Genomic DNA, 23,482 nt, shown 5'->3' on the forward strand with positions numbered 1-23,482 from the left:
GGCGAGGGCCGTGCGAGGGCCGTGGTGAGGTCCCTCCCCTGAGGGTCTCATCCACCTTCAGGAGGTGTGGCCGACGGCGGCACTACAACCTGAGGCGGACTCGTCTTCGGGACCTGGGGCCGATCCGCGACCGTAGTACCCGCTCCTAGCGTGGACCTATGACCACGCCAGTCTGCACAAGCGCTTCTAGGGCCGCCCTGCCGGCGCCGTCGTACGCGACGCATGCGGCCTACGCGCCCCATGCGTCGACGCACACTCGCTACTCGTCGTTCTCGTCGTACGTACGGGCGCGGGGGCCCGTGCTGCTGCGTACCGCCCGCTCGCTCACCGCGAACCCGAGCGACGCCGAGGACCTGCTGCAGACCGCGCTCACCAAGACGTACGTCGCGTGGGAGCGGATCGAGGACCACAGGGCGCTCGACGGCTATGTCCGCCGGGCCCTGCTCAACACCCGTACCTCGCAGTGGCGCAAGCGCAAGGTGGACGAGTTCGCCTGCGACGAGCTGCCCGAGCGGGAGACGACGCCGGAGCCCGACCCGGCCGAGCAGCAGGTGCTGCACGACGCGATGTGGCGCGCCGTGATGAAGCTGCCCGACCGTCAGCGGGCGATGGTGGTGCTCCGGTACTACGAGGACCTGAGCGAGGCCCAGACGGCCGAGGTGCTCGGAGTCTCCGTGGGCACGGTCAAGAGCGCGGTATCCCGGGCCCTCGGCAAGCTCCGCGAGGACCCGGAGCTGACTCCCGTACGGTGATCCCGCTTCCCGGTGACGTCCCTCACGCGGTGATTCCTTACCCCCGGGTAGTGACATACCGCGCGGTACGTGAGCAGAATCTTCACACCCTTACTGCCACGTAGCGCTAGCGCCCACCGGGAGGACGCCGTGCTGAGCACCATGCAGGACGTACCGCTGACTGTGACCCGCATCCTTCAGCATGGGATGACGATCCACGGAAAGTCGCAGATCACCACCTGGACAGGGGAGCCCGAGCCGCAGCGCCGCAGTTTCGCGGAAGCCGGTGCGCGGGCGACCCAGCTGGCCAACGCCCTGCGCGACGAGCTCGGAGTCGACGGCGACCAGCGCGTCGCCACCCTCATGTGGAACAACGCCGAGCACGTCGAGGCGTACTTCGCGATCCCGTCCATGGGAGCCGTGCTCCACACCCTCAACCTCCGGCTTCCCCCTGAGCAGCTGGTGTGGATCGTCAACCACGCCGCCGACCGCGTCGTCCTCGTCAACGGCTCCCTGCTCCCCCTGCTCGCGCCGCTCCTGCCGCATCTGCCGACGATCGAGCACATCGTGGTCTCCGGCCCCGGCGACCGCGCGCTGCTCGCCGAGGCGCAGGCCGAGGTGCACGAGTACGAGGAGCTGATCGCCGGCCGCCCCACCACCTTCGACTGGCCGGAGCTGGACGAGCGGGCCGCCGCCGCCATGTGCTACACCTCCGGCACCACGGGGGACCCCAAGGGCGTCGTCTACTCCCACCGTTCGATCTACCTGCACTCCATGCAGGTCAACATGGCCGAGTCGATGGGGCTGACGGGCGCCGACACGACGCTCGTGGTCGTCCCGCAGTTCCATGTGAACGCCTGGGGCCTGCCCCACGCGACGTTCATGACCGGCATCAACATGCTGATGCCGGACCGTTTCCTCCAGCCCGCGCCGCTCGCCGACATGATCGAGCGCGAGAAGCCCTCGCACGCCGCGGCCGTCCCCACCATCTGGCAGGGCCTCCTGGCCGAGGTCACCGCGAACCCGCGGGACCTCACCTCCATGAAGCAGGTGACCATCGGCGGCGCGGCCTGTCCGCCGTCGCTGATGGAGGCGTACGACAAGCTCGGCGTGCGCCTCTGTCACGCCTGGGGCATGACCGAGACGTCCCCGCTGGGGACGATGGCGCACCCGCCGGCCGGGCTCAGCGCCGAGGAGGAGTGGCCGTACCGGATCACCCAGGGCCGTTTCCCGGCGGGCGTCGAGGCGCGGCTGATCGGGCCCGGCGGGGATCGGCTGCCCTGGGACGGCGAGTCCGCGGGCGAGCTCGAGGTGCGCGGCGGCTGGATCGCGGGCGCGTACTACGGCGGCGCGGGCGGCGACGACTTCAGGCCCGCGGACAAGTTCAGCGAGGACGGCTGGCTCAAGACGGGCGACGTCGGCGTCATCAGCCCCGACGGGTTCCTGACCCTGACCGACCGGGCGAAGGACGTCATCAAGTCGGGCGGCGAGTGGATCTCGAGCGTCGACCTCGAGAACGCGTTGATGGCCCACCCGGAGGTCGCCGAGGCAGCCGTCGTCGCCGTCCCGGACGAGAAGTGGGGCGAGCGCCCGCTGGCGACGGTCGTCCTCAAGGAGGGCTCGACCGCGGACTACGAGAGCCTGAAGGCCTTCCTCGCCACCAAGGTCGCCAAGTGGCAGCTGCCGGAGCGGTGGGCGGTGATCCCGGCGGTGCCGAAGACGAGCGTGGGCAAGTTCGACAAGAAGGTCATCCGCAAGCAGTACGCGGACGGCGAGCTGGACGTCACCCAGCTCTAGCGGCCCAGCTCTAGCGACGCGGCTCTAGCGACGCAGTTCTCTCATCCCGACGAGAGACGACAGAACAGAAGGGGGCGGCACTCGTCGAGTGCCGCCCCCTTCCCCTGTACGTGATCTCGTACCGCACGTGATCAGTTGGTGCCGATCTTCGCCAGCAGGTCGACGATGCGCGACTGGACCTCGCTGCTCGTGGAGCGCTCGGCGAGGAAGAGCACCGTCTCGCCGGAGGAGAGCCTGGGCAGCTCGGCCTCGTTGAGGCCTGCCGACGTATAGACGACGAGCGGCGTGCGGTTGAGCTGGCCGTTCGCCCGCAGCCAGTCGATGATCCCGGCCCTGCGGCGGCGTACCTGCATCAGGTCCATCACCACGAGGTTCGGCCGCATCTGGGTGGCGAGCGTGACCGCGTCCGCGTCCGCGCCGGCCCGGGCGACCTGCATGCCGCGCCGTTCCAGCGTCGCCGTGAGCGCGAGCGCGATCTCCTCGTGCTCCTCGATCAACAGCACGCGCGGCGGGTGCTGTTCGCTGTCGCGCGGAGCCAGCGCCTTGAGCAGTACGGCCGGGTCCGCGCCGTACGCGGCCTCCCGCGTCGCCTGCCCCAGACCCGCGGTCACCAGGACCGGCACCTCGGCGGCCACCGCGGCCTGCCGCAGGGACTGCAGCGCGGTCCGTGTGATCGGGCCGGTCAGCGGGTCGACGAAGAGCGCTGCGGGGAAGGCCGCGATCTGGGCGTCGACCTCCTCGCGGGAGTGCACGACCACCGGGCGGTAACCGCGGTCGCTCAGCGCCTGCTGCGTGGAGACGTCGGGCGCGGGCCAGACCAGCAGCCGGCGCGGGTTGTCCAGCGGCTCGGGGGGCAGCTCGTCGTCGACGGGCTGGGGCTGGGGCCGGTTGGCCACCTCGACCGCGCCGCCGGGGCCGTCCAACGGCTGCGGGCCCTCGGCGCCCTCGTCGGGAGCGCCGATGGCGTACGAACGTCCCTCCGTCCGCTCGGAGGCGAGCCGCGACCCGGTCTGGGCGGGCGCGGGAGCAGGAGCGGGCGCGGCCTGCGGATGCGGCCGCGCGGCCGACTCGGGCCGATCGCCGTCGGGGGGCGTGGCCAGCTTGCGGCGGCGGCCGGAGCCGAGCGGCTGGTTCTGCTGCTGGGCGATCTGCTGCGCGAACGGCACCCCCTGCCCGAGCGTGCGCACACTGAACGCCCGCCCCTGCGTGGAGTCCGCGCCCACGGCAGCCGCCGCGGACGCCGACGCGGTGACCGGCTCCTCGGCGGGCAGCGGCTGGGCTGCGGGCAGCGGCTGCGCGGTGTCGGGCAGCGCGAGCGGCAACGGCTGGGGCAGAGGCTGCGACTCGGGAAGCGGCATCGATACGGAGCCGGTGCCCTGGACCACGTCGGACGCGGGCGCGGGAGCGCCGGGGGCCGTGTGACCCAGGCTCTGGCCCTGGCCCATGCTCTGACCCTGGCTCTGGCCCTGTGCCTGAACCGCCGGGCTCTGGGCCTGGGCCTGTGCCTGAGAGTCGGTGCTCGCGGCAGCGCCCTCGCCCAAGCCGACGCCCGTGCCCACGCCCGCACTCACACCCGTGCCCACACCCGTGACGTGCTCGTCCGGAGCGGCCGTGTGGTGTCCGGTCGAGTCGTCCGTGGGGACGGGCTGCTGGGCGACCGGCTGCGGCTGGGCCGTCTGCGGCGCCTGCGCGGGCAGCGGCTGAGCCTCCTGGCGAGCGCGTCGGCGGCCCGTGGGCACCGGGTGCGGTTGCGGCGGGGTGTGGTCGGCGCCCGGATCGGTGCGTACGGCGTCGTGCCGGCCCGCCAGCGAGGAGTCCGCCTCGCCGGCGGTCGGCGGGATGCGGTCGGCCTCGGCCGGCGGCAGCGCGAACGGGGACCGTACGCCCTCCGCCTCGGCGGTCTGCGGCATCTCCGCCGGTGCGGCCGCCAGCGCGCGCCGGGCTCGCCGCCCGGTCGGCGCGGCAGCCCCAGCGGGAACCGGAGTCTGAGCAGGAGTGGGAGTCTGAGCAGCAGCGGAGGGAGGCGCGGGCAGCTCAGGCATGGTGCTGCGCCGTGCGCGCCGCCCCGACGGCCCCGGGCCCATGCCCTGCGCGTCGACCGGCACGCCCTGCGGCGGCACGGCCGCGCCGAGCGCCGCGCGTCCGGTGGACGCCGCGCTCTCCGCGCCGGTCACGACTGAGCCCTCGGCGGGCATGCCTGCGGGCAGCGCGCCCACGATGGCGTTCTGCTCGGCCGGACTGGGCCGCCCGCGCCGCCGTCCCGTACCGCCGCCCTGGCCGCCGCCCTCCCCGATGCCCGCGCCCGCGCCCGCGCCCGTGCCTGGGGCTGCGGCCGTCGCCGGCACCAGACCCGAACCGGGAGCCACGCCCGGGGCCAGGCCCGTAGCCGGAACCTGAGCTTGGCTCGGCGTCGCCGCCTGGGCCGGAATCAGTTCCTGCGGCTGCTGCTCGCCCTGGGCGGCGCGGCGCCGGCCCGTGGGCTGCGCGGCGACCGGGTCCTCCATAGCGATCGGGCTCTCCAGGAAGGCGTCCGTGGACGCCCGCCGAGCGCGCCGCCGCCCGCCGCCGCCCATAGTGCGCGGCGAGCTCTCCGTCGCGGTCTCCGCGTTCTGCTGCGCGGGCAGCGCCAGCGCGCCGTCCGACACGGCGACAGCACCGGTTCCCTCCGCGACGACGCCCTGGCCGTCGGACTGCACAGAGCCCAAGGCATCGGCCCGCTCAGCGCCCAGAGCAGCCGCCGAGGCGTCCGCCGGAACGCCCGCCGAGGCGTCCGTCGGCACCTCCGCCGGAGGGGCCGTCACGGTCCCGGAGCCCTCGCCGAGAGGCACCTCCAAGACGTACGCGCTGCCGCTCATCCCCGGCACCTCGTGCGTCTGCAGCACCCCGCCGTGCGCCCGTACGATCCCCCGCACGATCGGCTCGTGCACCGGGTCTCCCCCGGCGAACGGCCCCCGCACCTCGATCCGTACGACGTCGCCGCGCTGCGCCGCGGCCACCACGACCGTCGAGTCCACGTACCCGCCGCCCGGGAACAGCCGGGCCTTGCCGGTCGAGTCGACGCCGGCCACGTCCGCGATCAGATGCGCGAGGGCCGTCGCCAGCCGCCCGCCGTCCACCTCGGCCTCTATGGGCGGCGCGTGGACCGCGAACTGCGCCCGTCCCGGGCCGATCAGCTCGATCGCGCCCTCGACGCCGGCCGCGACGATCGAGTCGAGCAGCACGACGTGCTTGCGCAGCTCCTCCGTGCCCGCGTCGAGCCGCTGGTAGCCGAGGACATTGTCGACAAGCGTCGTCATCCGGGCGTATCCGGCGGCCAGATGGTGCAGGAGCTGGTTGGCCTCGGGCCAGAGCTGCCCGGCCGGGTCGGCGGCCAGCGTGCTCAGCTCGGCGCGCAGCTCCTCCAGCGGTCCGCGCAGCGACTCGCCGAGCACGGCGGTCAGCTGGGCGTGCCGGGCGGTCAGCTCCGCGAGCCGCTCGTCGCGGGTCTCGATCTCGGCGGCGTACCGCTCGGACTTGTCGGCGAGTTCGGCCGTCAGCCGCTCGGCGTCGTCGGCCGCCTCCGCCGTGAGCCGGTCCGCGGTCTCCTTGAGCTCCGCCGTGAGCCGCTCGGTCGTCTCCTTGAGCTCCGCCTCGTGCTGCTGCGCCAGCTCCTCGTACGGCCGGCGGTCGGTGAAGGTCATCACCGCGCCGACGAGCTGGTCCCCGTCCCGTACCGGCGCGGTCGTCAGGTCGACGGCGACCTTCGAGCCGCTCTTCGTCCACAGGACCTGCCCGCGCACCCGGTGCTTGCGGCCGGACTTGAGGGTGTCCGCGAGCGGCGACTCCTCGTACGGGAACGGCTCGCCGTCCCCCCGCGAGTGCAGGATCAGCGGGTGCAGCTCCTGGCCGCCCAGGTCGCTCGCGCGGAAGCCGAGGATCTGCGCGGCGGCCGGGTTGACCAGCACGACCCGTCCGTCGGTGTCCGTGCCGACGACGCCCTCGGCCGCGGCCCGCAGGATCATCTCGGTCTGCCGCTGCGAACGCGCCAGCTCCGCCTCGGTGTCCACGGTGCCGGAGAGATCCCGTACGACGAGCATCAGCAGCTCGTCGCCGGTGTAGCCGCTGTACGAGTCGTAGGCCTCGCGCCCGTCCTCCAGGCTGGCGCTGGTCACCTCGACGGGGAACTCGCTGCCGTCCGTGCGGCGCGCGATCATCCGGGCCGGCTTGGTGCGGCCGCGGTCGTCGGCCGCCTCGGGCCGGCGCATGGACCCGGGGATCAGCCGCGAGTCGAAGGTGGGCAGCAGATCGAGCAGCCCCCGGCCCACGAGCGCGGTGCCGGGCGTCTCGAAGAGTTCGAGCGCGATGGTGTTGGCGTTGACGACCGTGCCGTTGCAGTTGACGAGGACGAGCCCGTCGGGCAGCGCGTCGAGTATGGCGGCGAGGCGAGCAGCGCCTCGGGATGGCCTGCTGCTCACGAGACGCTTCCTCCCTGACCTACTGCCCTACTGCGTATTGCGGACAGCCGACCCCATCTTGCCCCTCTGGCCCCGGCCTGTCACTGCAGGGAGTCTAAAGGCAGCCGATGCGGCCGCGACGGCGGATGAGGGGGAGCTCTCACCAAGGTTGTGTGCGTGCGGCGTGCCGCACGGGCCTATGACCTGGTCTTCGGCAGTACCGGCACCAGCGTCTCCCAGCGCGAGATTTCGCATCCGTTCTTGAGGCTGAAGTGGGCGTCGACGGGCTGGCCGCGCCATGTTCCGACGATGTGCGCGGTGGCGTCCCCGCCGTACTGCTGGGTGCACATCTGGTCCTCGGGCACGGGGGCGAACGGGTTCTTGCCCTCCTGCGCCAGCTTGTCCAGACGGTCGCAGGCGCCCTGCGGCAGGGGGTGGCTGCCCTTTCCGCCGGCGGGGCCGCAGGCCAGCTCGTACTGTCCGCTGGTCCGCACGTTCCCCGTGTCGGCGGTGGTCACGGTCAGCTCGCTCTCCTGCTCGTCCTCCTCGACGACCGCGCCGGAGCCCTGAAGGAGGGGCGGCAGCGGAAGCGGGAGAGGGTCCGCCGACGCGGGGGCGGCGGGGAGGGCGGAGGCCAGCGCGGCGACGGACGCGGCGGCGGTGAGGACGAGGCGGCGCAGCATGAGAGCTCCTGGAGAGTCACGGGTCCGGCCGAGGCGCGGGGCCCTGCCATCTCTAACGCTCCGCACGCCGGGGCGTTGCGCAAGCGGGCTGCGCTGTGTGGGTGGGCCGTCGGACGGCGGGCTCGCCCGTCCGGGTCGCCGGGGCGCCCGCGCCCTGCGGCGCGAGCATCGGGGCCGGGCTTTGCCCTGTGGGCCGCGTGCCTAGTACCGTGGTCAGCGATTGGTGGCACGACACCGTGCTGTGTCATCATCTGCACGCACCACTCGCGCCCGCGCGGGTGTGCTGGAGGCGTCGCCTAGTCCGGTCTATGGCGCCGCACTGCTAATGCGGTTTGGGTCTTAAAGCCCATCGAGGGTTCAAATCCCTCCGCCTCCGCCAGTTGATCACCGAAGCCCCGGCCACACGGCCGGGGCTTCGGTCGTCTCCGGCTGTCTTCGGTCGTCTTCAGTCGCCGCGGGTGGTCGCCGGTCGCGTCCAGTCGTCTTCGGCCGCGCTCGGCCGCTTTCGGTCGCCGCGGGTCGCCTTTGATCAACACCGGTCGTTCTCTGGCGCCGGCTTCTGTGGAGGCGTCTCCTCCGAGGGGTCTTCCCTGGAGGCGTACAGCCAGGGCCATCTGCGGTGTTTTCGCAGGTCAGAGAGGGTGCGGCTAATGGATTTCGCCTGACGGCGCAGGTCATGTAATGTTGTTCCCGCAACGCCGACCAGGCAGAAAAGCCCGGAACGCCAAGCACTCGTAGCTTAACGGATAGAGCATCTGACTACGGATCAGAAGGTTGCAGGTTCGAATCCTGCCGAGTGCACAACAGGCCAGAGGCCCTGTGGATCAGTCCACAGGGCCTCTGGCTTTTTTCTTTGGCGGTAGTGCTGTGACGGCAGCTGTGGATCGCACGGTGACAGGGCAAGCGCGCAGACCATCGTCTTTCGTCCCATCTGTTGCCATCACCCCTCTCGTTCCGATAGAACCCGATATGCGCGGATCAGTGTGGCCTGGCGCTGGCTGAAGGTGACGTGCGCATGCCGTCCTTCTGGCGGATTCCTTGGCCGGGCAGCAGTCCCGCACCCCGGTGGGGCTCCCGGGGATCGATCGTGCGAACCAGGGGGGTATCACCGCATTGGCAATGACTAGGGGTGAAAAGGGATGGTTCGGCGGAGTAAGCGCTTTGGCCGTGGTGCTGCTCCTCATGCTGCTCAGCTCTTGTGGCGACGACTGTGAGGACGAGGCATCGGCGCCGGGTGTGACGGTCACCGTCACGGCCACTCCGAGCCCGGCTGGGAGCCAGGTCGGGAAGAGCGTCGACAGCGCCTCGGAGCGAGCACGGCAGAGCGGGCTGAGCGTTGCGGTCCACGACGCCAGCAATCAGGACGAGGCTCCAGGCGGGGGCTGGACGGTGTGCTTCGAGAAAGCGACCTTGAGCAAGGTCGACTTCGCTGCCGTGCCGGACGGGGCGCCGTGCCCGGAAAAGGATGGCTGGCGCATTCCCTGGCCCGAGATGCCGAACGTGAAGGGCATCACGTACGCCGAGGCAGTGGAGAAACTGGGGAATGCCGTCGGTCACGTAGCCATCGCGGCTGCCTACGAGGACGAGGCAGCCTACGACACGGATAACGAAGACGGTGACTACGCGAACTGGAAGGTGTGTTTCCAGAGCGTCAAGGCTGGAACTGCCCTGCCGTATGAACCAGATGTCACCCTGCACACCGTGGAGAACGGCGAGGCGTGTCCGTCGTCGAAGGGGCTTTACAAGGACCCCACGAACGATCCGGACTACGTCGACCCCGACGATGGACGGTCGGAAGACGACGGCAGCAGTGGGGACAGTGGCAGCAGCGAGGAGGACTACTACCCCGGAGACAAGGGTGGTTGCCCGCCTGGCGGTTGCTACAACCCGTGTCCGCCAGGGGGCTGCCGGTAGTGCGCAAGGGCCCGCGCCAGAGTTGCTTCGGTGCGGGCCCTCATAGGCGGTGTCTTGGCGTCGGGGTCCTGATCAGGGATCCGCGCCCGACCACCCGGAGTGCTGTCCAGGCTGACGGGTGGTCCGGCTCCTTGGGTTCGGGAGTCAGCTCAGGGCCTTGCCCACTTCGTAGACGGTGGGCCGGTCCTCCGGAGCGTGGCTGAGCATTGCGCTGATCAACGTGCCCAGTTCACCGGGCACCTTGACGGGACGTCGACTGCCGTTCGCCACCGCCTCCCTCTGGACCGGGCGGGGGGCGTCGTCCGGATACTCGACCGCCCGCCAGCCGGTCGCGGAGATGAGCAGGGACGCGCCGAGCGCGTAGACGTCCGCCTCCGGCGTCGGCTCGGCTTCTCCCGTGTCGAGCACGCTCCGCGCGATCTCCGGTGCCTCGTAGTGGACGAGGCAGCCGCGGAATGGGAAGTCGTACCACCCGGGCACATGTCCGCCTCCGGCAAGGGCGAGGTCGATGAGATGTGTCCGCTCCGGCCCGATGATGAAGTGAGCGGGCTGTACGTCACCATGGGCCCAGCCCTTGGCATGGAGTTCGGCCAGCGCCTCGACACAGCCCAAGGCCGCGCTGACGTGCGGTTCGACGGGTGAGTCCTGCTTACGGCAGGGCTCCCAGAGTCGGTACAGGTCCGGCCCGTTGCGCCATTGCTGGAAGTTCCACGTCCCGTGTTTCCACACGCCGTACGCGATGTCGTCGCGGCCGAGGCGATGCAGCACGGCCCCCTCACGGGCGGGAGCGAGCGCCGTCCAGGGCTGGGCGGGCCAGTCGGCGGTGGCCTCGATCGGACGACCGACCTTCACGGCGTACCGCCCCCGACGGCTCTCGACCTCCCAGACCGTTGAGCCCCGGCGATTGACGACCAAGCGCTGAGCCTTGGGCATGAGCGCGTCGCGCACGACGATCGGCAGTTCAGGGGTTGTCCCGGACAACGTCTGTTCTCCTTCCGGGCAACACGGCCGACTCCGTATCGAAGCCGGCCGCGCCGCTGGTGTCGTGTCGCTACGCCTGACCGTACGGACGGCCGCAGTCCGAGTCGCACTGCGCGAGGTTTGTGCCGTCCATGGTCCAGAGGTCGTCGAAGACCATGAACCCGGCCGCCTTCATCGCGTGCGCGGAGGCGGCGACCCTCTTCGGGTCACGGGGCCCTCCGCCCGGCGTGGGATTGTGGTGGAGGAAGCGGCCTGCGTACCGGTCGCAGAGAGCGGCGTACTCCTTCGTGTGCAGGATGAGCGCGTGCAGACCGAGGTCCACTTCGTCCGACGGGACCATGGGGACGGTGGCGGTCGCGGCGGCGACCACGAAGGCCACCGCCTGGTCTGCGATGCGCTCGGCCTGCTCGCGGGACTGCCGGTCGTGGACGATCACGAAGTGGGTGAGGCTGTCGAACAATTCCTCACCAGCCACCGCGCGACCGGTCTTCTGGTCATTGGCCGTTGCCGTCATACGAGTACTCCTTGTGTGTCGCTGTGCTCTGGCACTTGCGCCCGCATCGGTCGCCGAGGCGCCGCCTATAGCGACCGGGGGATGGAAGGCCGACCTCGAACGGGGAAGGGCGAGCCAGGGAAAGTGGCACCCCGTTCGGGGCGACCGGTCTACTGGCTGGTACCGAGGGCCATGCCGATTGCCAGGCCACACGATCCGCTGATCACGATGATGAAAAGGACCCCGGTGCACCGGCCGATGGCGCGCATCACAGGCCGTTCCGGCTGTTGCCGTTCTTGACGGCCAGGCGGGCGGTCAGTTCCTCCCGCGCAGTCGGCGCCACCACGTTGTCCGGCCTGGCGTCCCACTCGACGCCGCCACCGACGGGCCTTATCTGCACCCGGGCGCCGACCTCACCCATGACGACGCCGATACGTCCACTGCCGATGTCCTTCGCCAGTTCACCGATGCCTGGTCTGGTCTGCTGGTTGCTCGCCATGCGAACGAGCATCCTGCCGCCCATCAGGACGTCGGAACCTCGGACAAACCCCACTTCGGGACGTCCCGCGTCGGGTAGAACGTCCCTAGTGCCGTCCCCTGGTGTTAGGAGAGATTGGGTTGCCGAACGAGAGGTTACGAGTTGCTATGGCAGCCGGCGGCTGGACGTATAGCGCCCTCGCGAACAAGGTCGAAGTCGATCCCAAGTCGATCGAGCGATGGGTCAATCAGGGGCGAACGCCGCGTCGTGCAACGGCCATGCTGGCAGCGGAAACGCTAGAAGAAGACGTGCACGCTCTATGGCCCGCGCTCCGGCAGGCTCGCCCTGCCCGCGCTGTCAGTCCAGAACTTGTGGCTCTCTACGACCAGCGGGCGGATATCCCCGTGTCCACGTTCGTGGACATGCTGACCCAGGCCCGCGAGCGCATCGACGTGTTGGTGTACGCGGCCGTCTTCCTGCACGAGGCGTACCCGCGGCTCAACGACTTGCTGCGAGAGCGCGCTGCCGACGGATGTGCGATCCGTATCGCGATCGGCGACCCCGGCAGCCCGATTGTCCAACAGCGCGGCGAGGAAGAGAGGTTCGGCCACGGGATCGAGTCCCGATGCCGACTCGCACTCATGCACTACCGCCCGCTTGCCGGGGTACCTGGCATCGAGGTGCGGACCCATGCCACCACGCTCTACAACTCGATCTACCGTGCGGATGACCAGGCGATGGTCAATGCCCATGTCTGGGGCGTGAACGCCTACGGCGCTCCCGTGTGGCATCTTCGGCGCAGCGGAGAGGGCGGCATGTTCGACACCTACGCCAGCAGCTTCGACGCGGTATGGGAGACCGCGACGCCGGTAAGGGAAGGGTGACGATGGCACGGACCGAGTACTACGACGACCCAGCGGCACCTGAACCGAACAGCTTGGTGGTCGCCGCGTCCGCTGTGGTTACCGACGACGAAGGACGCATTCTCCTGCAGCGCCGGCGGGACAACGATCTCTGGGCGCTACCTGGTGGCGGTATGGAGATGACCGACTCACTTCCGGGAACGGCCGTCCGCGAGGTGAAGGAGGAAACGGGCCTGGACGTGGAGATCACCGGTCTCGTGGGCACGTACACCGACCCTCGCCATGTGATCGCCTACTCGGACGGCGAGGTGCGCCGACAGTTCAACGTCTGCTTCACCGCCCGTGTGGTTGGGGGCCGGCTTGCGATCTCGGACGAGTCCACGGAGCTGCGGTTCGTCAGGCCGGAGGAAATTGATCAGCTGCCTATGCACCACACGCAGCGGCTTCGGATCCGGCACTTTGTGGAGCACCGTGAGCGGCCCTACCTTGGCTGATCGAACCTGTGGCACCCGCATGAGGAGAGGGGCCTGGGCGTCGTGGCAGGCGATTTTCCTTGTGGAGCAATGCACCGCTGAGCTGTTGCGATTATCCGCAGGGCCTCGCCGTGAGCACTGCGTCAGGAGCTCAGGTGCTCGGCGGTCCTTCTGGTGTTGTGGCGTTCACCGACTCGGTGACTCCTTGGGACCGTTCTAGGCGCCGCTGACGGGCCCGTGCCACGCGAGCCGGGGACTGAAACAGCTCGTTCAGCACCTCATCCATGAGCGTCAATATCTCTTCGGCCGCCTCGTGATCAACTGGAATGAGATCGCCGTGGGCCACCTCATTTCCGCCGAATCGCACTTCGCGTGCCGCTTCCTTGATGTGCCCACGTAGTAGCCCCAGTTTGTAGAGCTCATCGATCTTCGCAATCAGGCACCCGTTGGTGACACCCTTCTCCTTCGCGGATGCCTCGACAGATCGTTGATCACGATTGTCAGCGATCAGCCGGGAAGAAGGCGGAGACCGCGCCCAACAGTCCTCCCGATCCTACGGATCAGAAGGTTGCAGGTTCGAATCCTGCCGAGTGCACAACATCGAAAGGCCCCCGGAGAGATCCGGGGGCCGTTCGCGTTGCCCGGCGGTCGCCGCCCGTAGCTGCGGGGCCGGCCGCGGAGGCGTGTCGGGTCAACCCCCGTATCTCTTCGCTGACTCGTCCTCTTGGGCGAGGCGGCGTAGCGCCAGCAGGGCGGGCTCCAGGAGGACGGTCAGCAGGACGGCGCGTTCGGCCTGCTCCAGGGGGTCTGCGGTGGCGTTCAGTTGGTCGAGGTCGAGGGTGGCCGTGCGCTCGGCGAGGGCGGCGTACGGGATGAGGGAGCGCCAGTCGTACTCCACGCCGAGGGTGCGCAGGGTCTCCAGAGTCTGGGCGACGACGGCCCTGGCCGGGGCGTGGGGGGAGACCTCCCAGCCCATCTCCGACAGCAGCGCGTCGGTCTCGGCGGCGCCTGGGCGGGCGGCGGGCTCGGTCGTGGACGTCGGGCGGGCGCCGAGGACCAGGCCGAGGATCTGGTGGGTGTCCGCCTCGTGCTCGGAGACGGCGGCGAGCACCTCGCGGGCGGCTTTGGTCGACAGTCCTCGGACGCCGATGAGGGCGCGGATCAGGCGGAGGCGGCGCAGATGGGCCTCGGTGTACTCGGCCTGGGTCGCGGCAGTGGGCCGGCCGGGCGGGAGGAGGCCCTCCCGGAGGTAGTGCTTGATCGTCGTGATCGGCACCCCGCTGCGGCGGCTCAGCTCGGATATGCGCACCGTTCTCCCTCTGCTCTAGCTATTAGAGAGTGTCACTCTCTAATATGGATAGTGTCACTGCCCATTTATGAAGGCGAGGAGAGAACGGTGCCGACACTTCCCTGGGTCACTCCGAATCCAGCTCCCCCTCAGACACAGGCGTTCGTCATGGCGTCCCGCTTCGAGGTGCGGTCCCTCAAGGACGTGCCGAGGTTCTTCGTGAAGTCGCTCGCGGCGTGGCGGCAGGTGCGGTCCGCGCCGGGGGCGCTGGGCGCGTCCCTGATCGCCCAGCCGACGAAGCGCACGTTCTTCACTCTTTCGGCGTGGGAGAGCCGGGACGCCCTCTACGCGTACGCGAGGGCCGAGCCGCACCGCGGGATCATGAGCGGGCTGCGGGAGACCATGCGCAGCTCGACCTTCACCTTCTGGGAGACGCCCGTCGAGCAGCTCCCGATCGACTGGGACGATGCGCGGCGCCGGCTCGTCGAACAGGCGCGCAGCGACGCCGGGTGAGGATCGCCAGAGCGGCGTCCGCTGTCGGCGCCCTCCGGTAGCCTCCCCGTTTTCGGGCGGAGGTCTGTATGGCGTGGCGGTGTGCCGGAATCAGTTGGCCGCAGGGGACGCGGATGCCTGTGCTGGCGTGGGAGGGGGGACGCGTCAGTCCGCTCACCCGGGGCAAGGAGCTCGGCTTCCGGGCCGAGGGCGAGCGCCGCTGCGTCGGGGCGCGCGGGAACGACTGCCCCCTCCAGGCGGTGGTCGCGGGGCGCGCGACGCAGGCGCGTTGCCCGGAGTGCGCGCGGCTGGAGCGGGCGCACTCCGTGGCCGCGGACACCATGGCCGACGACCCCCGCCCGTACCGCGTGTATCTCGCCTGGTTCGGGCCGGGGATGGTCAAGGTCGGGATCACCGGCGAGGGGCGCGGGGCCGCGCGGCTGCTGGAGCAGGGGGCCGTCGCCTTCACCTGGCTCGGGCGGGGGCCGCTGATGGCGGCGCGACGGACCGAGGAGCTGCTCCGTACGGCGCTGGGGGTGCCCGACCGGATTCCGTACGCCGCCAAGCGCGCCGTGCGCTCCGGTCTGCCCGACGCCGGGGAGCGGGCCGCGGAGATCGAGGCGCTGCACCGGCGGGCAATGGGGCTCGAAGGGTGGGCCGAGACGTTGGAGCGGCTTGAGTTCGAGGCCGTCGACCATGGGCAGACGTTCGGGCTGGACGGGCTGGACGGCGTGGGCGGGCTGCCGGCCGCGACCGGGGCGGTGCGCGAGCTGATGGACGGTGGGGTGGTCGCGGGGCGGCTGGTCGCCGCCGCCGGGCCCGATCTGCATCTGCGGACCGGGGACGGCGGGCTGATCGTCCTCGACACCCGGCTGCTGGCCGGCTGGGGGCTCGTCGGGGCGAACCCGAAGGCCGTGGTGACCGTGCCCCTCGTCGACGTCGGCGAGGCCGGGGAGAAGACGGTTCAGGACGGGCTCTTCTGACCGGGCGCCGACCCGGCCGACCTCCGGTCGGGGCGCAGCTCGCGGGCCCTGGCTTCGACGCGAAGGTCAAGTAATGGATCCTGTTTGGATCACTTACGGCAATGAGGGTGGACACCGCGCTGACCGGGCACGGAAAGTGGTTGGCATGAACATCAAACCGGTCGCCGCCTTCGAACCGCCTTACTACACCGTTGTCTTCACCTCCGTCCGCGCCGACGCCCCCGAGGGGTACGACGAGACCGCCCAGCGGATGGACGAACTCGTCCAGGAGGTGCCCGGCTTCCTCGGACAGGAGTCGGCCCGTACTCCTGGCGGACTCGGCATCACCATCGGGTACTTCCGAGACGCGGAGTCCATCGCCGCCTGGAAGCGGAACATGGAGCACCGGACGGCTCAGGGTCGTGGGCGGGCCGAGTGGTACGACAGCTATAGCGTCCATGTCGCCAAGGTGGAGCGGAGCTACGGGTTTGTGCGCGACTGAGGAGGCGGGGGGCGAGGTGGCCGCCGAGGCAGGGGCCGAGGCGGCCTCTGCGTCCGGGTCGGCTTCGGCGTCTGCGGACGAGTCGGCGGACGTGCGGGCGTTCTGGGGCCGCCTCGGGCTTCCCGGGCTCGTCGACGTCCACACGCACTTCATGCCCGAGCGCGTCCTCAAGAAGGTCTGGGCGTACTTCGACGCCATAGAGCCGCTCACCGGCGTGGAGTGGCCGATCGCCTATAGGCACGAGGAAGAGCGACGAGTCGCCCTGCTGCGGGAGTTCGGGGTGCTGGCCTTCACCTCGATGCTCTACCCCCACAAGGCCCAGATGGCCGAGTGGCTGACCGAGTGGGGCGCCGACTTCGCGCGGCGTACGCCGGGGTGCCTGCGGACCGCGACGCTCTTCCCCGAGGACGGCGTCGAGCGCTATGTCCGCGAGGCCGTCGAGAGCGGCGCGCGCGTCTTCAAGGCGCATGTGCAGGTGGGGGCGTACGACCCGAACGACGACCGTCTCGACCCCGTGTGGGGGCTGCTCGCCGAGGCCCGGATCCCGGTCGTCATGCACTGCGGGTCGGGCCCCCAGCCCGGCAAGCACACGGGACCCGAGCCGGTCGGCCGGCTGCTCGCGCGCCATCCGCGACTGCGGCTGATCGTCGCGCACTTGGGGATGCCCGAGTACGCCGACTTCCTCGACCTCGCCGAACGCCATAGAGACGTGATGCTCGATACGACTATGGCGTTCACGGACTTCAGCGAGCGCCTCATGCCCTTCCCGGAGCAGGAGCGGTCGCGACTGCTGGACCTGGGGGACCGGATTCTGCTCGGGACCGACTTCCCGAACATCCCCTACCCGTACGTCCATCAGCTCCACGCGCTGGAGAGGCTCGGGCTCGGGGACGACTGGCTGCGGGCCGTGTGCCATGACAACGGCGCCAGGCTGTTCGCCTTGCCCGCCGCCTGACCGGTCTCGCCGACCGGTCCCGCCGCATGCCCGGTCTCGTCGGCCGGTTCTCTCGCCGACGGGTTTCTCAGGGAATTCACAGGTACGCGCAAGAACCCTCTCAGAGCGGGGTCGCAGGGTACGGGCATGACCACGACCTCGCCCCAAGGGCGTACCGAACTGCTCAGGCTGGACGGAAGCCCCGTCCGGGTCCTCGTCGTGGACGACGAGGCGGCGCTGAGCGAACTGCTGTCCATGGCCCTGCGCTATGAGGGGTGGGAGGTGCGCAGCGCGGGGGACGGCGAGGGCGCGGTGCGCGCGGCGCGCGAGCTGCGGCCCGACGCGGTGGTGCTCGACATGATGCTCCCCGACATGGACGGGCTCGCCGTCCTGGGGCGGCTGCGGCGCGAACTGCCCGACGTCCCCGTGCTCTTCCTGACCGCGCGGGACGCGGTCGAGGACCGGATCGCCGGGCTGACGGCCGGCGGCGACGACTACGTCACCAAGCCCTTCTCGCTGGAGGAGGTCGTGGCCCGGCTGCGTGGGCTGATCCGGCGGTCCGGGACGGCGGCGGTGCGCAGCGAGTCGCTGCTCCTCGTCGGCGACCTGACCCTCGACGAGGACAGCCATGAGGTCGCCCGGGGCGGCGAGTCCATCCATCTGACGGCGACGGAGTTCGAGCTGCTGCGCTTTCTCATGCGCAATCCGCGGCGCGTGCTGTCCAAGGCGCAGATCCTGGACCGGGTCTGGAGCTACGACTTCGGCGGCCAGGCGAACGTGGTCGAGCTGTATGTCTCGTATCTCCGCAAGAAGATCGACGTGGGGCGGTCGCCGATGATCCACACCCGGCGCGGTGCCGGATATCTGATCAAGCCCGGGGAGTAGGCGCGGTGAGCGGTCGGCGCACCGCAAAGGGGCACGGTCGGCGTGGCGAACACGGCCGCTATAGCGAGCATGGCAGCTATGGCGAGCGCGGCCGCTATAGCGAGCGCGGAGGCGGGGACAGAGACGGGAACGGGGACGCGGGCGGAGACGCGGACGGGGACGGGCAGGGCGGCGATGTCCGGGGGCGGCGCGGGCGGCGCCGCTGGAGATCGCGGTCGCTGCGGAGCCGGCTCGTCGTCTCCGCCGTCGCGCTGATCGCCGTCGTCGCCGCGGTGATCGGCACGGTCACGACGATCGCGTTCCGTACGTACCTGTACGGACAGCTCGACGAGCAGCTGGAGACGGTCGCGATGCGCGCGGCCGGGCCGCCGGGTGCCCCCCTCGGGCGGGCGCCCAAGGACGTGCCCGACAAGGGGCTGCTCGGATTCGTCACCGGCGGCACGCCCGTCGGCAGCGTGGGCGCGCTCCTCGACGAGGACGGCGCGCTGGGCCCGGCCGTCGCGAGCACCTACCCGGGGGCGGAGGGGACCGAGCCGCAGCAGACCAAGCTCACCGAGGCGCAGAGCGCGGCTCTGGCCGCCGTGCCGCGCGACCGCGAGGTGCACACCGTCGAGCTGCCTGGCCTGGGCGACTACCGGGTCGTGTACGTCGAGGGCGGGCGCGGCGCCTTCCTCGTCGGCCTTCCGACCAGCGAGGTGCAGAAGTCGCTGAGCACGCTCGTGGTGGTCGAGGTCAGCGTCACCGGCGCGGGGCTGATCGCCGCCGGAATCGCGGGCGCCTCCCTGGTCGGGGTGGCGCTGCGGCCGCTGCGGCGGGTCGCGACGACCGCGACCCGGGTCTCCGAACTCCCCCTCCACCGCGGCGAGGTGGCCCTGCACGAACGCGTCCCGGAGGCCGAGGCCGATCCGCGCACCGAGATCGGACAGGTCGGCGCTGCGCTCAACCGCATGCTCGACCATGTGCACTCGGCGCTGCACGCGCGGCAGGCCAGCGAGACGCGGGTACGGCAGTTCGTCGCGGACGCCAGCCATGAGCTGCGTACGCCGCTGGCGTCGATCCGCGGGTACGCCGAGCTGACGCGGCGCGGGCGGGACGAGGTCGGCCCGGACACCCGGCATGCGCTGAGGAGGATCGAGGCCGAGGCGACCCGGATGACGGGCCTGGTGGAGGACTTGCTGCTGCTCGCGCGGCTGGACGCCGGACGCCCGCTCTCGTACGAGAGCACTGATCTCTCGCCGCTCGTCGTGGACGCGGTCAGCGACGCGCGGGCGGCCGGCCAGGACCATGCGTGGCGCCTTGAGCTGCCCGACGAGCCGGCGACCGTACGGGCGGACGCGCCCCGGCTCCAGCAGGTGCTCGTCAACCTGCTGGCCAACGCACGCAACCACACCCCGCCCGGGACCACCGTCACGGCCCGGGTGCGGTGCGGCGGCGAGGCGGTCCCGGAGAGTCCGGGGGCCGACGACACGGTGGTCGGCGGCGCGGCGGTCCCGGGCTGCTCGGGAGCCCCGGGCGCCGGGGGCGCCGTGGTCCTGGAGGTCGAGGACGACGGGCCGGGCGTCCCGCCCGAGCTGCTCCCCCATATCTTCGAGCGGTTCGCGCGCGGCGACGCGTCCCGATCGCGGCACGCCGGGTCCACCGGCCTCGGACTCGCGCTCGTACAGGCGATCGTCACCGCCCACGGCGGCCAGGCGAGCGTGCGCTCGCGGCCGGGGCACACCGTCTTCCGCGTGGAGCTGCCCTACGACGGGACCGCCGCGACCGCGCCACCGGCCGCGTACGGCTCCGCGCACGGCTCCGCGCACGGCTCCGCAAACGGCTCCGCTTACGACTCCGCTTACGACTCACAGACGGGCCACAGGCTGATCACACAGCCGTGACAGCGCCCCCGTCGAGTGTCGGGAGCATGCGAACCGACGCCCCAACGGGGACCCTGCCGGCCCGGGAGCATCTGCTCGCCGACACGGCCGAACTGCCCGTACTCGACGTGGTGATCCCGGTCTACAACGAGGAGGACGACCTCGAGCGGTGCGTGCTGCGGCTCCACGACCACCTCGCGCGCACCTTCCCGTACCGCTTCCGGATCACGATCGCGGACAACGCCAGCACCGACGCCACCCCCCAGGTCGCCGCCCGCCTCCACCGCACGATTCCCGAGGTACGGGCGTGCCGCCTGGAGGAGAAGGGGCGGGGGAGGGCGCTGAGGACCGTGTGGTCGTACTCCGACGCGCCCGTCCTCGCCTACATGGACGTGGACCTCTCCACCGACCTCAACGCCCTGCTGCCGCTGGTCGCTCCGCTGATCTCCGGGCACTCGGACCTGGCGATCGGCTCGCGGCTCGCACGCTCGTCGCGGGTGGTGCGGGGCGCGAAGCGGGAGTTCGTCTCGCGGGCGTACAACCTGATCCTGCGCGGCTCGCTCGCCGCGCGCTTCTCCGACGCCCAGTGCGGGTTCAAGGCCATCCGGCGGGAGGTCGCCGAACGCCTGCTGCCGATGGTCGAGGACACCGGCTGGTTCTTCGACACCGAGCTGCTCGTCCTCGCCGAACGCGCCGGGCTGCGCATCCACGAGGTGCCGGTGGACTGGGTCGACGACCCCGACTCCACCGTGCACATCGTGAGCACGGCCACGGAGGACCTCAAGGGCGTCTGGCGGGTCGGGCGGGCGCTGGCGGTCGGCGCGCTCCCGCTGGACCGGCTCGCCCGGCCCTTCGGCGACGACCCGAGAGACCGGCAGCTCAGCGGGGTGCCGGGCGGACTGGCCCGTCAGCTGGTCGGGTTCTGCGCGGTGGGCGCGCTCTCCACGCTGCTCTATCTGCTGCTGTACTCCGGCTTCCGGGTCGGGGCGGGGGCCCAGATCGCCAACGCGGGCGCGCTGTTGCTGTCCGCCATAGCGAACACGGCGGCGAACCGGCGGCTCACGTTCGGGGTACGGGGCCGGGAGCGCGCGGTGCGCCATCAGGCGCAGGGACTGGTCGTCTTCGGCGTCGGCCTCGCGCTGACCAGCGGTTCGCTGGCGGCTCTGGACGCGGCGGCCGGGAGCCCGTCGCACGGGACCGAGCTGGCCGTGCTCATCGTGGCGAACCTGGCGGCGACGGTGCTGCGGTTCCTGCTCTTCAGGGCGTGGGTGTTCCCGGACCGCCGACACGACCACCCGCGCCACCCGCGCCACGCACGGTCGCAGACACCACGGACACCGCAGGTGCCACGGGCACTACAGGCACCACAGGCGCAGGACCCCCAGGGCCCGCACTCGCCGCAGAACCCGCCCTCCCCGCCGTACCCGCTCGACGCCCAGAACGTGAGGACCGACCGATGACCACGACGCTCCACCCCCACGGCGGCCTCGCCCCCGGCCAGCCCGCCCGGCCCGCCCAGCCCGGCCGCGTCCGGGCTGGCGCCGGACCGCTCGCCCGGCTCTGGCGCGGGCGGGAGGCCGACGCCCCCTGGGTGCGCCCCGCCTTCCTCGCCCTCCTCCTGGCCACCGCGCTGCTCTACGTCTACGACCTCGACGCCTCCGGCTACGCCAACTCCTTCTACTCCGCGGCCGCCCAGGCCGGCAGCGAGAGCTGGAAGGCGTTCTTCTTCGGCTCGTCCGACGCGGCCAACTCCATCACCGTCGACAAGCCCCCGGCCGCGCTCTGGCCGATGGCCCTGTCCGTGCGGCTGTTCGGCCTCGGCTCGTGGCAGATCCTGCTGCCCGAGGTGCTGATGGGCGTCGCGACGGTCGGCGTGCTGTACGCGGCCGTGCGCCGCCGCTTCACGCCCGCCGCCGGGCTCATCGCGGGCGCGGCGCTGGCGCTGACGCCGGTCGCGGCGCTGATGTTCCGCTTCAACAACCCGGACGCGCTGCTCGCGCTGCTGATGACCGTCACCGTGTACTGCGTGCTGCGCGCCCTCGAGGGCGCGCGGACGAAGTGGCTGGTGTGGGCGGGCGTGGCGATCGGGTTCGCGTTCTTGACCAAGACCCTTCAGGCGTTTCTGATCCTGCCGCCGCTGGCGCTGGTCTACGCGGTCTGCGCGCCGACGACCCTGCGCAGGCGGCTCGGCCAACTCCTGCTCTCCGGCCTGGTCGTGCTCGTCGCGGGCGGCTGGTGGGCAGCCGTCGTCGAACTGTGGCCGGCGGACTCGCGCCCGTACATCGGCGGCTCCCAGAACAACAGCTTCCTGGAGCTGACCTTCGGCTACAACGGCCTCGGCCGGATCAACGGCAACGAGACGGGAAGCGTCGGCGGTGGCGGCGGGGGCCGTGGCGGCGGCTGGGGCGAGACCGGCGTCGACCGGCTGTTCAGCGCGAACATCGGCGGCCAGATCTCCTGGCTGCTGCCCGCCGCGCTGCTGCTGCTCGTCGCGGGGCTCGTGCTCACCTGGGGCGCCGGGGGCACCTCGGGCACCGGGGGCGGCGCCCAGGGTGGAGAGCCCGGGAAGCGGACGGACACGGCGCGCGCCGCCTTCCTCGTCTGGGGCGGCTCGCTGCTGGCGACCGCGGCGGTCTTCAGCTTCATGGCCGGGATCTTCCACGAGTACTACACGGTGGCGCTGGCGCCGTACATCGCCGCGCTCGTCGGCATGGGCAGCACGATGCTGTGGGAGGAGCGTACGAAGCTGATCGGCTCGGCGGCTCTCGCGGGCACGGTCGCGGTGACGGCGTACTGGTCGTACACGCTGCTGGGCCGGAGCGCGGACTATCTGCCGTGGCTGCGCTGGGCGGTGCTGGCCGGCGGTCTCGCGGCGGCCGCGGGGCTGCTGTTCGCGGGCCGGGGCGGGCGTCGACTGGCGCTGGGCGCGGCCGGGCTGGGGCTGGCGGCGTCGCTGGCGGGGCCGTTGGCGTACACCCTCACGACGGTGAGCGAGGGGCACGCGGGGTCGATCGTGACGGCGGGTCCGACGGTGTCGGGCGGGCGCGGGATGATGCCCGGCGGGCAGCCGGGCGGTGGGTTGGGCGGTGGGCCGGGTGCCGGCGGTGGCGGCGGGCGGATGCAGCCCCCGGGGCAGCAGGGTCAGGCCCAGCCGGGCCCGCGAGGGCAAGGCCAGCCTGGCCAATTGGGCCAGAGCCCGGGCCCTGGCCAGCAGGGTCAGCTGCCCGGCGGCTTCCCCGGCGTGGGCCCGGGCGGCCAAGCAGGTCAGGGAAGCCCGGGGGGCCCGGGGGGCCAGGGCGGCCAGATGGGCGAGTGGCGCGGCGGCGGCATGGGCGGGCTCCTCAACGGCGCGAGCGTCAGCTCCGCGACCCAGGCCAAGCTCTCGCAGAACGCCGACGTCTACACCTGGGCGGCCGCGGCCATCGGCTCCCAGAACGCCGCCAGCTACCAACTCGCCACCGAGAAGCCGGTCATGGCGATCGGCGGGTTCAACGGCAGCGACCCGTCGCCGACCCTCGCGCAGTTCAAGCAGTACGTGGCCGACGGCCGGATCCACTACTTCATCGCGAGCGGCGCCGAGGGCGGAGGCGGCGGCCGGGGCGGCGGGCCCGGCGGCGGCGCCAGCTCCGCCATCACGGCCTGGGTCGAGGCGACCTTCGCCGAGGTCGCCGTCGACGGCACGACTCTCTACGACCTGACCGACCGGAAGTAACT

Annotated in this window: 20 protein-coding genes and 2 tRNA genes; 15 read left to right on the forward strand and 7 right to left on the reverse strand. The window is 71.5% G+C overall.

Annotated elements, in window-relative coordinates; translation table 11 throughout:
• The first annotated feature begins 158 nt into the window (after window positions 1–158).
• Window positions 159–752 (forward strand): SigE family RNA polymerase sigma factor, encoded by a 594-nt coding sequence (locus tag AB0M39_RS11550; RefSeq protein WP_365362754.1) that lies wholly within the window; start codon window positions 159–161, stop codon window positions 750–752.
• A 129-nt stretch (window positions 753–881) separates the two neighbouring features.
• On the forward strand, window positions 882–2,528 hold the full coding sequence (locus AB0M39_RS11555) for a long-chain fatty acid--CoA ligase (RefSeq protein WP_365362756.1): 1,647 nt from the start codon (window positions 882–884) through the stop codon (window positions 2,526–2,528).
• Between the two features lie 131 nt (window positions 2,529–2,659).
• On the opposite strand, the gene AB0M39_RS11560 is transcribed toward AB0M39_RS11555, so the two are convergent.
• Together AB0M39_RS11560 and AB0M39_RS11565 are read right to left on the reverse strand one after the other, a co-directional pair.
• A complete protein-coding gene (locus AB0M39_RS11560; RefSeq protein ID WP_365362758.1) occupies window positions 2,660–6,982 on the reverse strand; it encodes a PAS domain-containing protein in 4,323 nt (1,440 codons plus the stop codon).
• Between the two features lie 176 nt (window positions 6,983–7,158).
• Window positions 7,159–7,644, reverse strand: coding sequence for an SSI family serine proteinase inhibitor (locus AB0M39_RS11565; protein WP_365362760.1), 486 nt, complete (start codon window positions 7,642–7,644; stop codon window positions 7,159–7,161).
• A 285-nt stretch (window positions 7,645–7,929) separates the two neighbouring features.
• Here AB0M39_RS11565 and AB0M39_RS11570 point away from each other — a divergent pair.
• The 3 genes from AB0M39_RS11570 (at window position 7,930) to AB0M39_RS11580 (ending at window position 9,558) form a co-directional block, all read left to right on the forward strand.
• Window positions 7,930–8,023: transfer RNA gene (locus AB0M39_RS11570), tRNA-Ser, on the forward strand.
• 349 nt (window positions 8,024–8,372) lie between these two features.
• Window positions 8,373–8,445: transfer RNA gene (locus AB0M39_RS11575), tRNA-Arg, on the forward strand.
• 360 nt (window positions 8,446–8,805) lie between these two features.
• The gene (locus tag AB0M39_RS11580; RefSeq protein WP_365362762.1) at window positions 8,806–9,558 is read left to right on the forward strand and encodes a PASTA domain-containing protein; all 753 of its coding nucleotides are present in this window, start codon (window positions 8,806–8,808) and stop codon (window positions 9,556–9,558) included.
• A 144-nt stretch (window positions 9,559–9,702) separates the two neighbouring features.
• On the opposite strand, the gene AB0M39_RS11585 is transcribed toward AB0M39_RS11580, so the two are convergent.
• The 3 genes from AB0M39_RS11585 to AB0M39_RS11595 form a co-directional block, all read right to left on the reverse strand.
• On the reverse strand, window positions 9,703–10,539 hold the full coding sequence (locus AB0M39_RS11585; RefSeq protein WP_365362764.1) for a protein kinase: 837 nt from the start codon (window positions 10,537–10,539) through the stop codon (window positions 9,703–9,705).
• A 70-nt stretch (window positions 10,540–10,609) separates the two neighbouring features.
• Window positions 10,610–11,053, reverse strand: coding sequence for a hypothetical protein (locus AB0M39_RS11590; RefSeq protein ID WP_365362766.1), 444 nt, complete (start codon window positions 11,051–11,053; stop codon window positions 10,610–10,612).
• A gap of 247 nt (window positions 11,054–11,300) precedes the next feature.
• Window positions 11,301–11,531 (reverse strand): hypothetical protein, encoded by a 231-nt coding sequence (locus tag AB0M39_RS11595; RefSeq protein ID WP_365362768.1) that lies wholly within the window; start codon window positions 11,529–11,531, stop codon window positions 11,301–11,303.
• Between the two features lie 146 nt (window positions 11,532–11,677).
• Between AB0M39_RS11595 and AB0M39_RS11600 the strand changes: the two genes are divergently transcribed.
• Complete coding sequence (locus tag AB0M39_RS11600) at window positions 11,678–12,394, forward strand: XRE family transcriptional regulator (RefSeq protein WP_365362770.1); 717 nt, start codon at window positions 11,678–11,680, stop codon at window positions 12,392–12,394.
• A gap of 2 nt (window positions 12,395–12,396) precedes the next feature.
• Entirely contained in the window at window positions 12,397–12,867 is a 471-nt protein-coding gene (locus AB0M39_RS11605; protein ID WP_365362772.1) for an NUDIX domain-containing protein, read from the forward strand.
• A 130-nt stretch (window positions 12,868–12,997) separates the two neighbouring features.
• Here AB0M39_RS11605 and AB0M39_RS11610 read toward each other — a convergent pair whose 3' ends face one another.
• Together AB0M39_RS11610 and AB0M39_RS11615 are read right to left on the reverse strand one after the other, a co-directional pair.
• Window positions 12,998–13,357, reverse strand: coding sequence for a DUF4145 domain-containing protein (locus tag AB0M39_RS11610; protein ID WP_365362797.1), 360 nt, complete (start codon window positions 13,355–13,357; stop codon window positions 12,998–13,000).
• A 180-nt stretch (window positions 13,358–13,537) separates the two neighbouring features.
• Complete coding sequence (locus AB0M39_RS11615) at window positions 13,538–14,155, reverse strand: MerR family transcriptional regulator (protein ID WP_365362774.1); 618 nt, start codon at window positions 14,153–14,155, stop codon at window positions 13,538–13,540.
• An 87-nt stretch (window positions 14,156–14,242) separates the two neighbouring features.
• On the opposite strand from AB0M39_RS11615, the gene AB0M39_RS11620 reads away from it, so the two are divergent.
• From AB0M39_RS11620 to AB0M39_RS11655, 8 genes are all read left to right on the forward strand, one after another.
• The gene (locus tag AB0M39_RS11620) at window positions 14,243–14,647 is read left to right on the forward strand and encodes a DUF3291 domain-containing protein (protein WP_365362776.1); all 405 of its coding nucleotides are present in this window, start codon (window positions 14,243–14,245) and stop codon (window positions 14,645–14,647) included.
• 68 nt (window positions 14,648–14,715) lie between these two features.
• A complete protein-coding gene (locus AB0M39_RS11625; RefSeq protein WP_365362778.1) occupies window positions 14,716–15,609 on the forward strand; it encodes a DUF2797 domain-containing protein in 894 nt (297 codons plus the stop codon).
• 145 nt (window positions 15,610–15,754) lie between these two features.
• Window positions 15,755–16,090 (forward strand): antibiotic biosynthesis monooxygenase, encoded by a 336-nt coding sequence (locus tag AB0M39_RS11630; RefSeq protein ID WP_365362780.1) that lies wholly within the window; start codon window positions 15,755–15,757, stop codon window positions 16,088–16,090.
• A gap of 91 nt (window positions 16,091–16,181) precedes the next feature.
• Complete coding sequence (locus tag AB0M39_RS11635; RefSeq protein WP_365362799.1) at window positions 16,182–17,045, forward strand: amidohydrolase family protein; 864 nt, start codon at window positions 16,182–16,184, stop codon at window positions 17,043–17,045.
• 126 nt (window positions 17,046–17,171) lie between these two features.
• A complete protein-coding gene (locus tag AB0M39_RS11640) occupies window positions 17,172–17,909 on the forward strand; it encodes a response regulator transcription factor (protein ID WP_365362782.1) in 738 nt (245 codons plus the stop codon).
• Between the two features lie 218 nt (window positions 17,910–18,127).
• Window positions 18,128–19,789 carry a HAMP domain-containing sensor histidine kinase gene (locus tag AB0M39_RS11645; RefSeq protein ID WP_365362801.1) on the forward strand — a complete coding sequence of 554 codons (1,662 nt, stop codon included), beginning with the start codon at window positions 18,128–18,130 and terminating at the stop codon, window positions 19,787–19,789.
• A gap of 26 nt (window positions 19,790–19,815) precedes the next feature.
• Window positions 19,816–21,228 carry a bifunctional glycosyltransferase family 2/GtrA family protein gene (locus AB0M39_RS11650; RefSeq protein WP_365362784.1) on the forward strand — a complete coding sequence of 471 codons (1,413 nt, stop codon included), beginning with the start codon at window positions 19,816–19,818 and terminating at the stop codon, window positions 21,226–21,228.
• Window positions 21,225–23,480 carry a glycosyltransferase family 39 protein gene (locus AB0M39_RS11655; RefSeq protein WP_365362786.1) on the forward strand — a complete coding sequence of 752 codons (2,256 nt, stop codon included), beginning with the start codon at window positions 21,225–21,227 and terminating at the stop codon, window positions 23,478–23,480. The genes AB0M39_RS11650 and AB0M39_RS11655 overlap by 4 nt, the downstream gene beginning before the upstream one ends.
• Window positions 23,481–23,482 lie beyond the last annotated feature (2 nt).

Origin of the sequence: Streptomyces sp. NPDC051907 (assembly GCF_040681075.1) — a bacterium.
GTDB lineage: Bacteria > Actinomycetota > Actinomycetes > Streptomycetales > Streptomycetaceae > Streptomyces.

Coding starts and splice junctions, on each gene's coding strand:
- AB0M39_RS11550 (WP_365362754.1), top strand. CDS start 159: ATGACCACGCCAGTCTGCACAAGCGCTTCTAGGGCCGCCCTGCCGGCG.
- AB0M39_RS11565 (WP_365362760.1), bottom strand. CDS start 7,644: ATGCTGCGCCGCCTCGTCCTCACCGCCGCCGCGTCCGTCGCCGCGCTG.
- AB0M39_RS11590 (WP_365362766.1), bottom strand. CDS start 11,053: ATGACGGCAACGGCCAATGACCAGAAGACCGGTCGCGCGGTGGCTGGT.
- AB0M39_RS11595 (WP_365362768.1), bottom strand. CDS start 11,531: ATGGCGAGCAACCAGCAGACCAGACCAGGCATCGGTGAACTGGCGAAG.
- AB0M39_RS11600 (WP_365362770.1), top strand. CDS start 11,678: ATGGCAGCCGGCGGCTGGACGTATAGCGCCCTCGCGAACAAGGTCGAA.
- AB0M39_RS11605 (WP_365362772.1), top strand. CDS start 12,397: ATGGCACGGACCGAGTACTACGACGACCCAGCGGCACCTGAACCGAAC.
- AB0M39_RS11625 (WP_365362778.1), top strand. CDS start 14,716: ATGGCGTGGCGGTGTGCCGGAATCAGTTGGCCGCAGGGGACGCGGATG.
- AB0M39_RS11630 (WP_365362780.1), top strand. CDS start 15,755: ATGAACATCAAACCGGTCGCCGCCTTCGAACCGCCTTACTACACCGTT.
- AB0M39_RS11640 (WP_365362782.1), top strand. CDS start 17,172: ATGACCACGACCTCGCCCCAAGGGCGTACCGAACTGCTCAGGCTGGAC.
- AB0M39_RS11650 (WP_365362784.1), top strand. CDS start 19,816: ATGCGAACCGACGCCCCAACGGGGACCCTGCCGGCCCGGGAGCATCTG.
- AB0M39_RS11655 (WP_365362786.1), top strand. CDS start 21,225: ATGACCACGACGCTCCACCCCCACGGCGGCCTCGCCCCCGGCCAGCCC.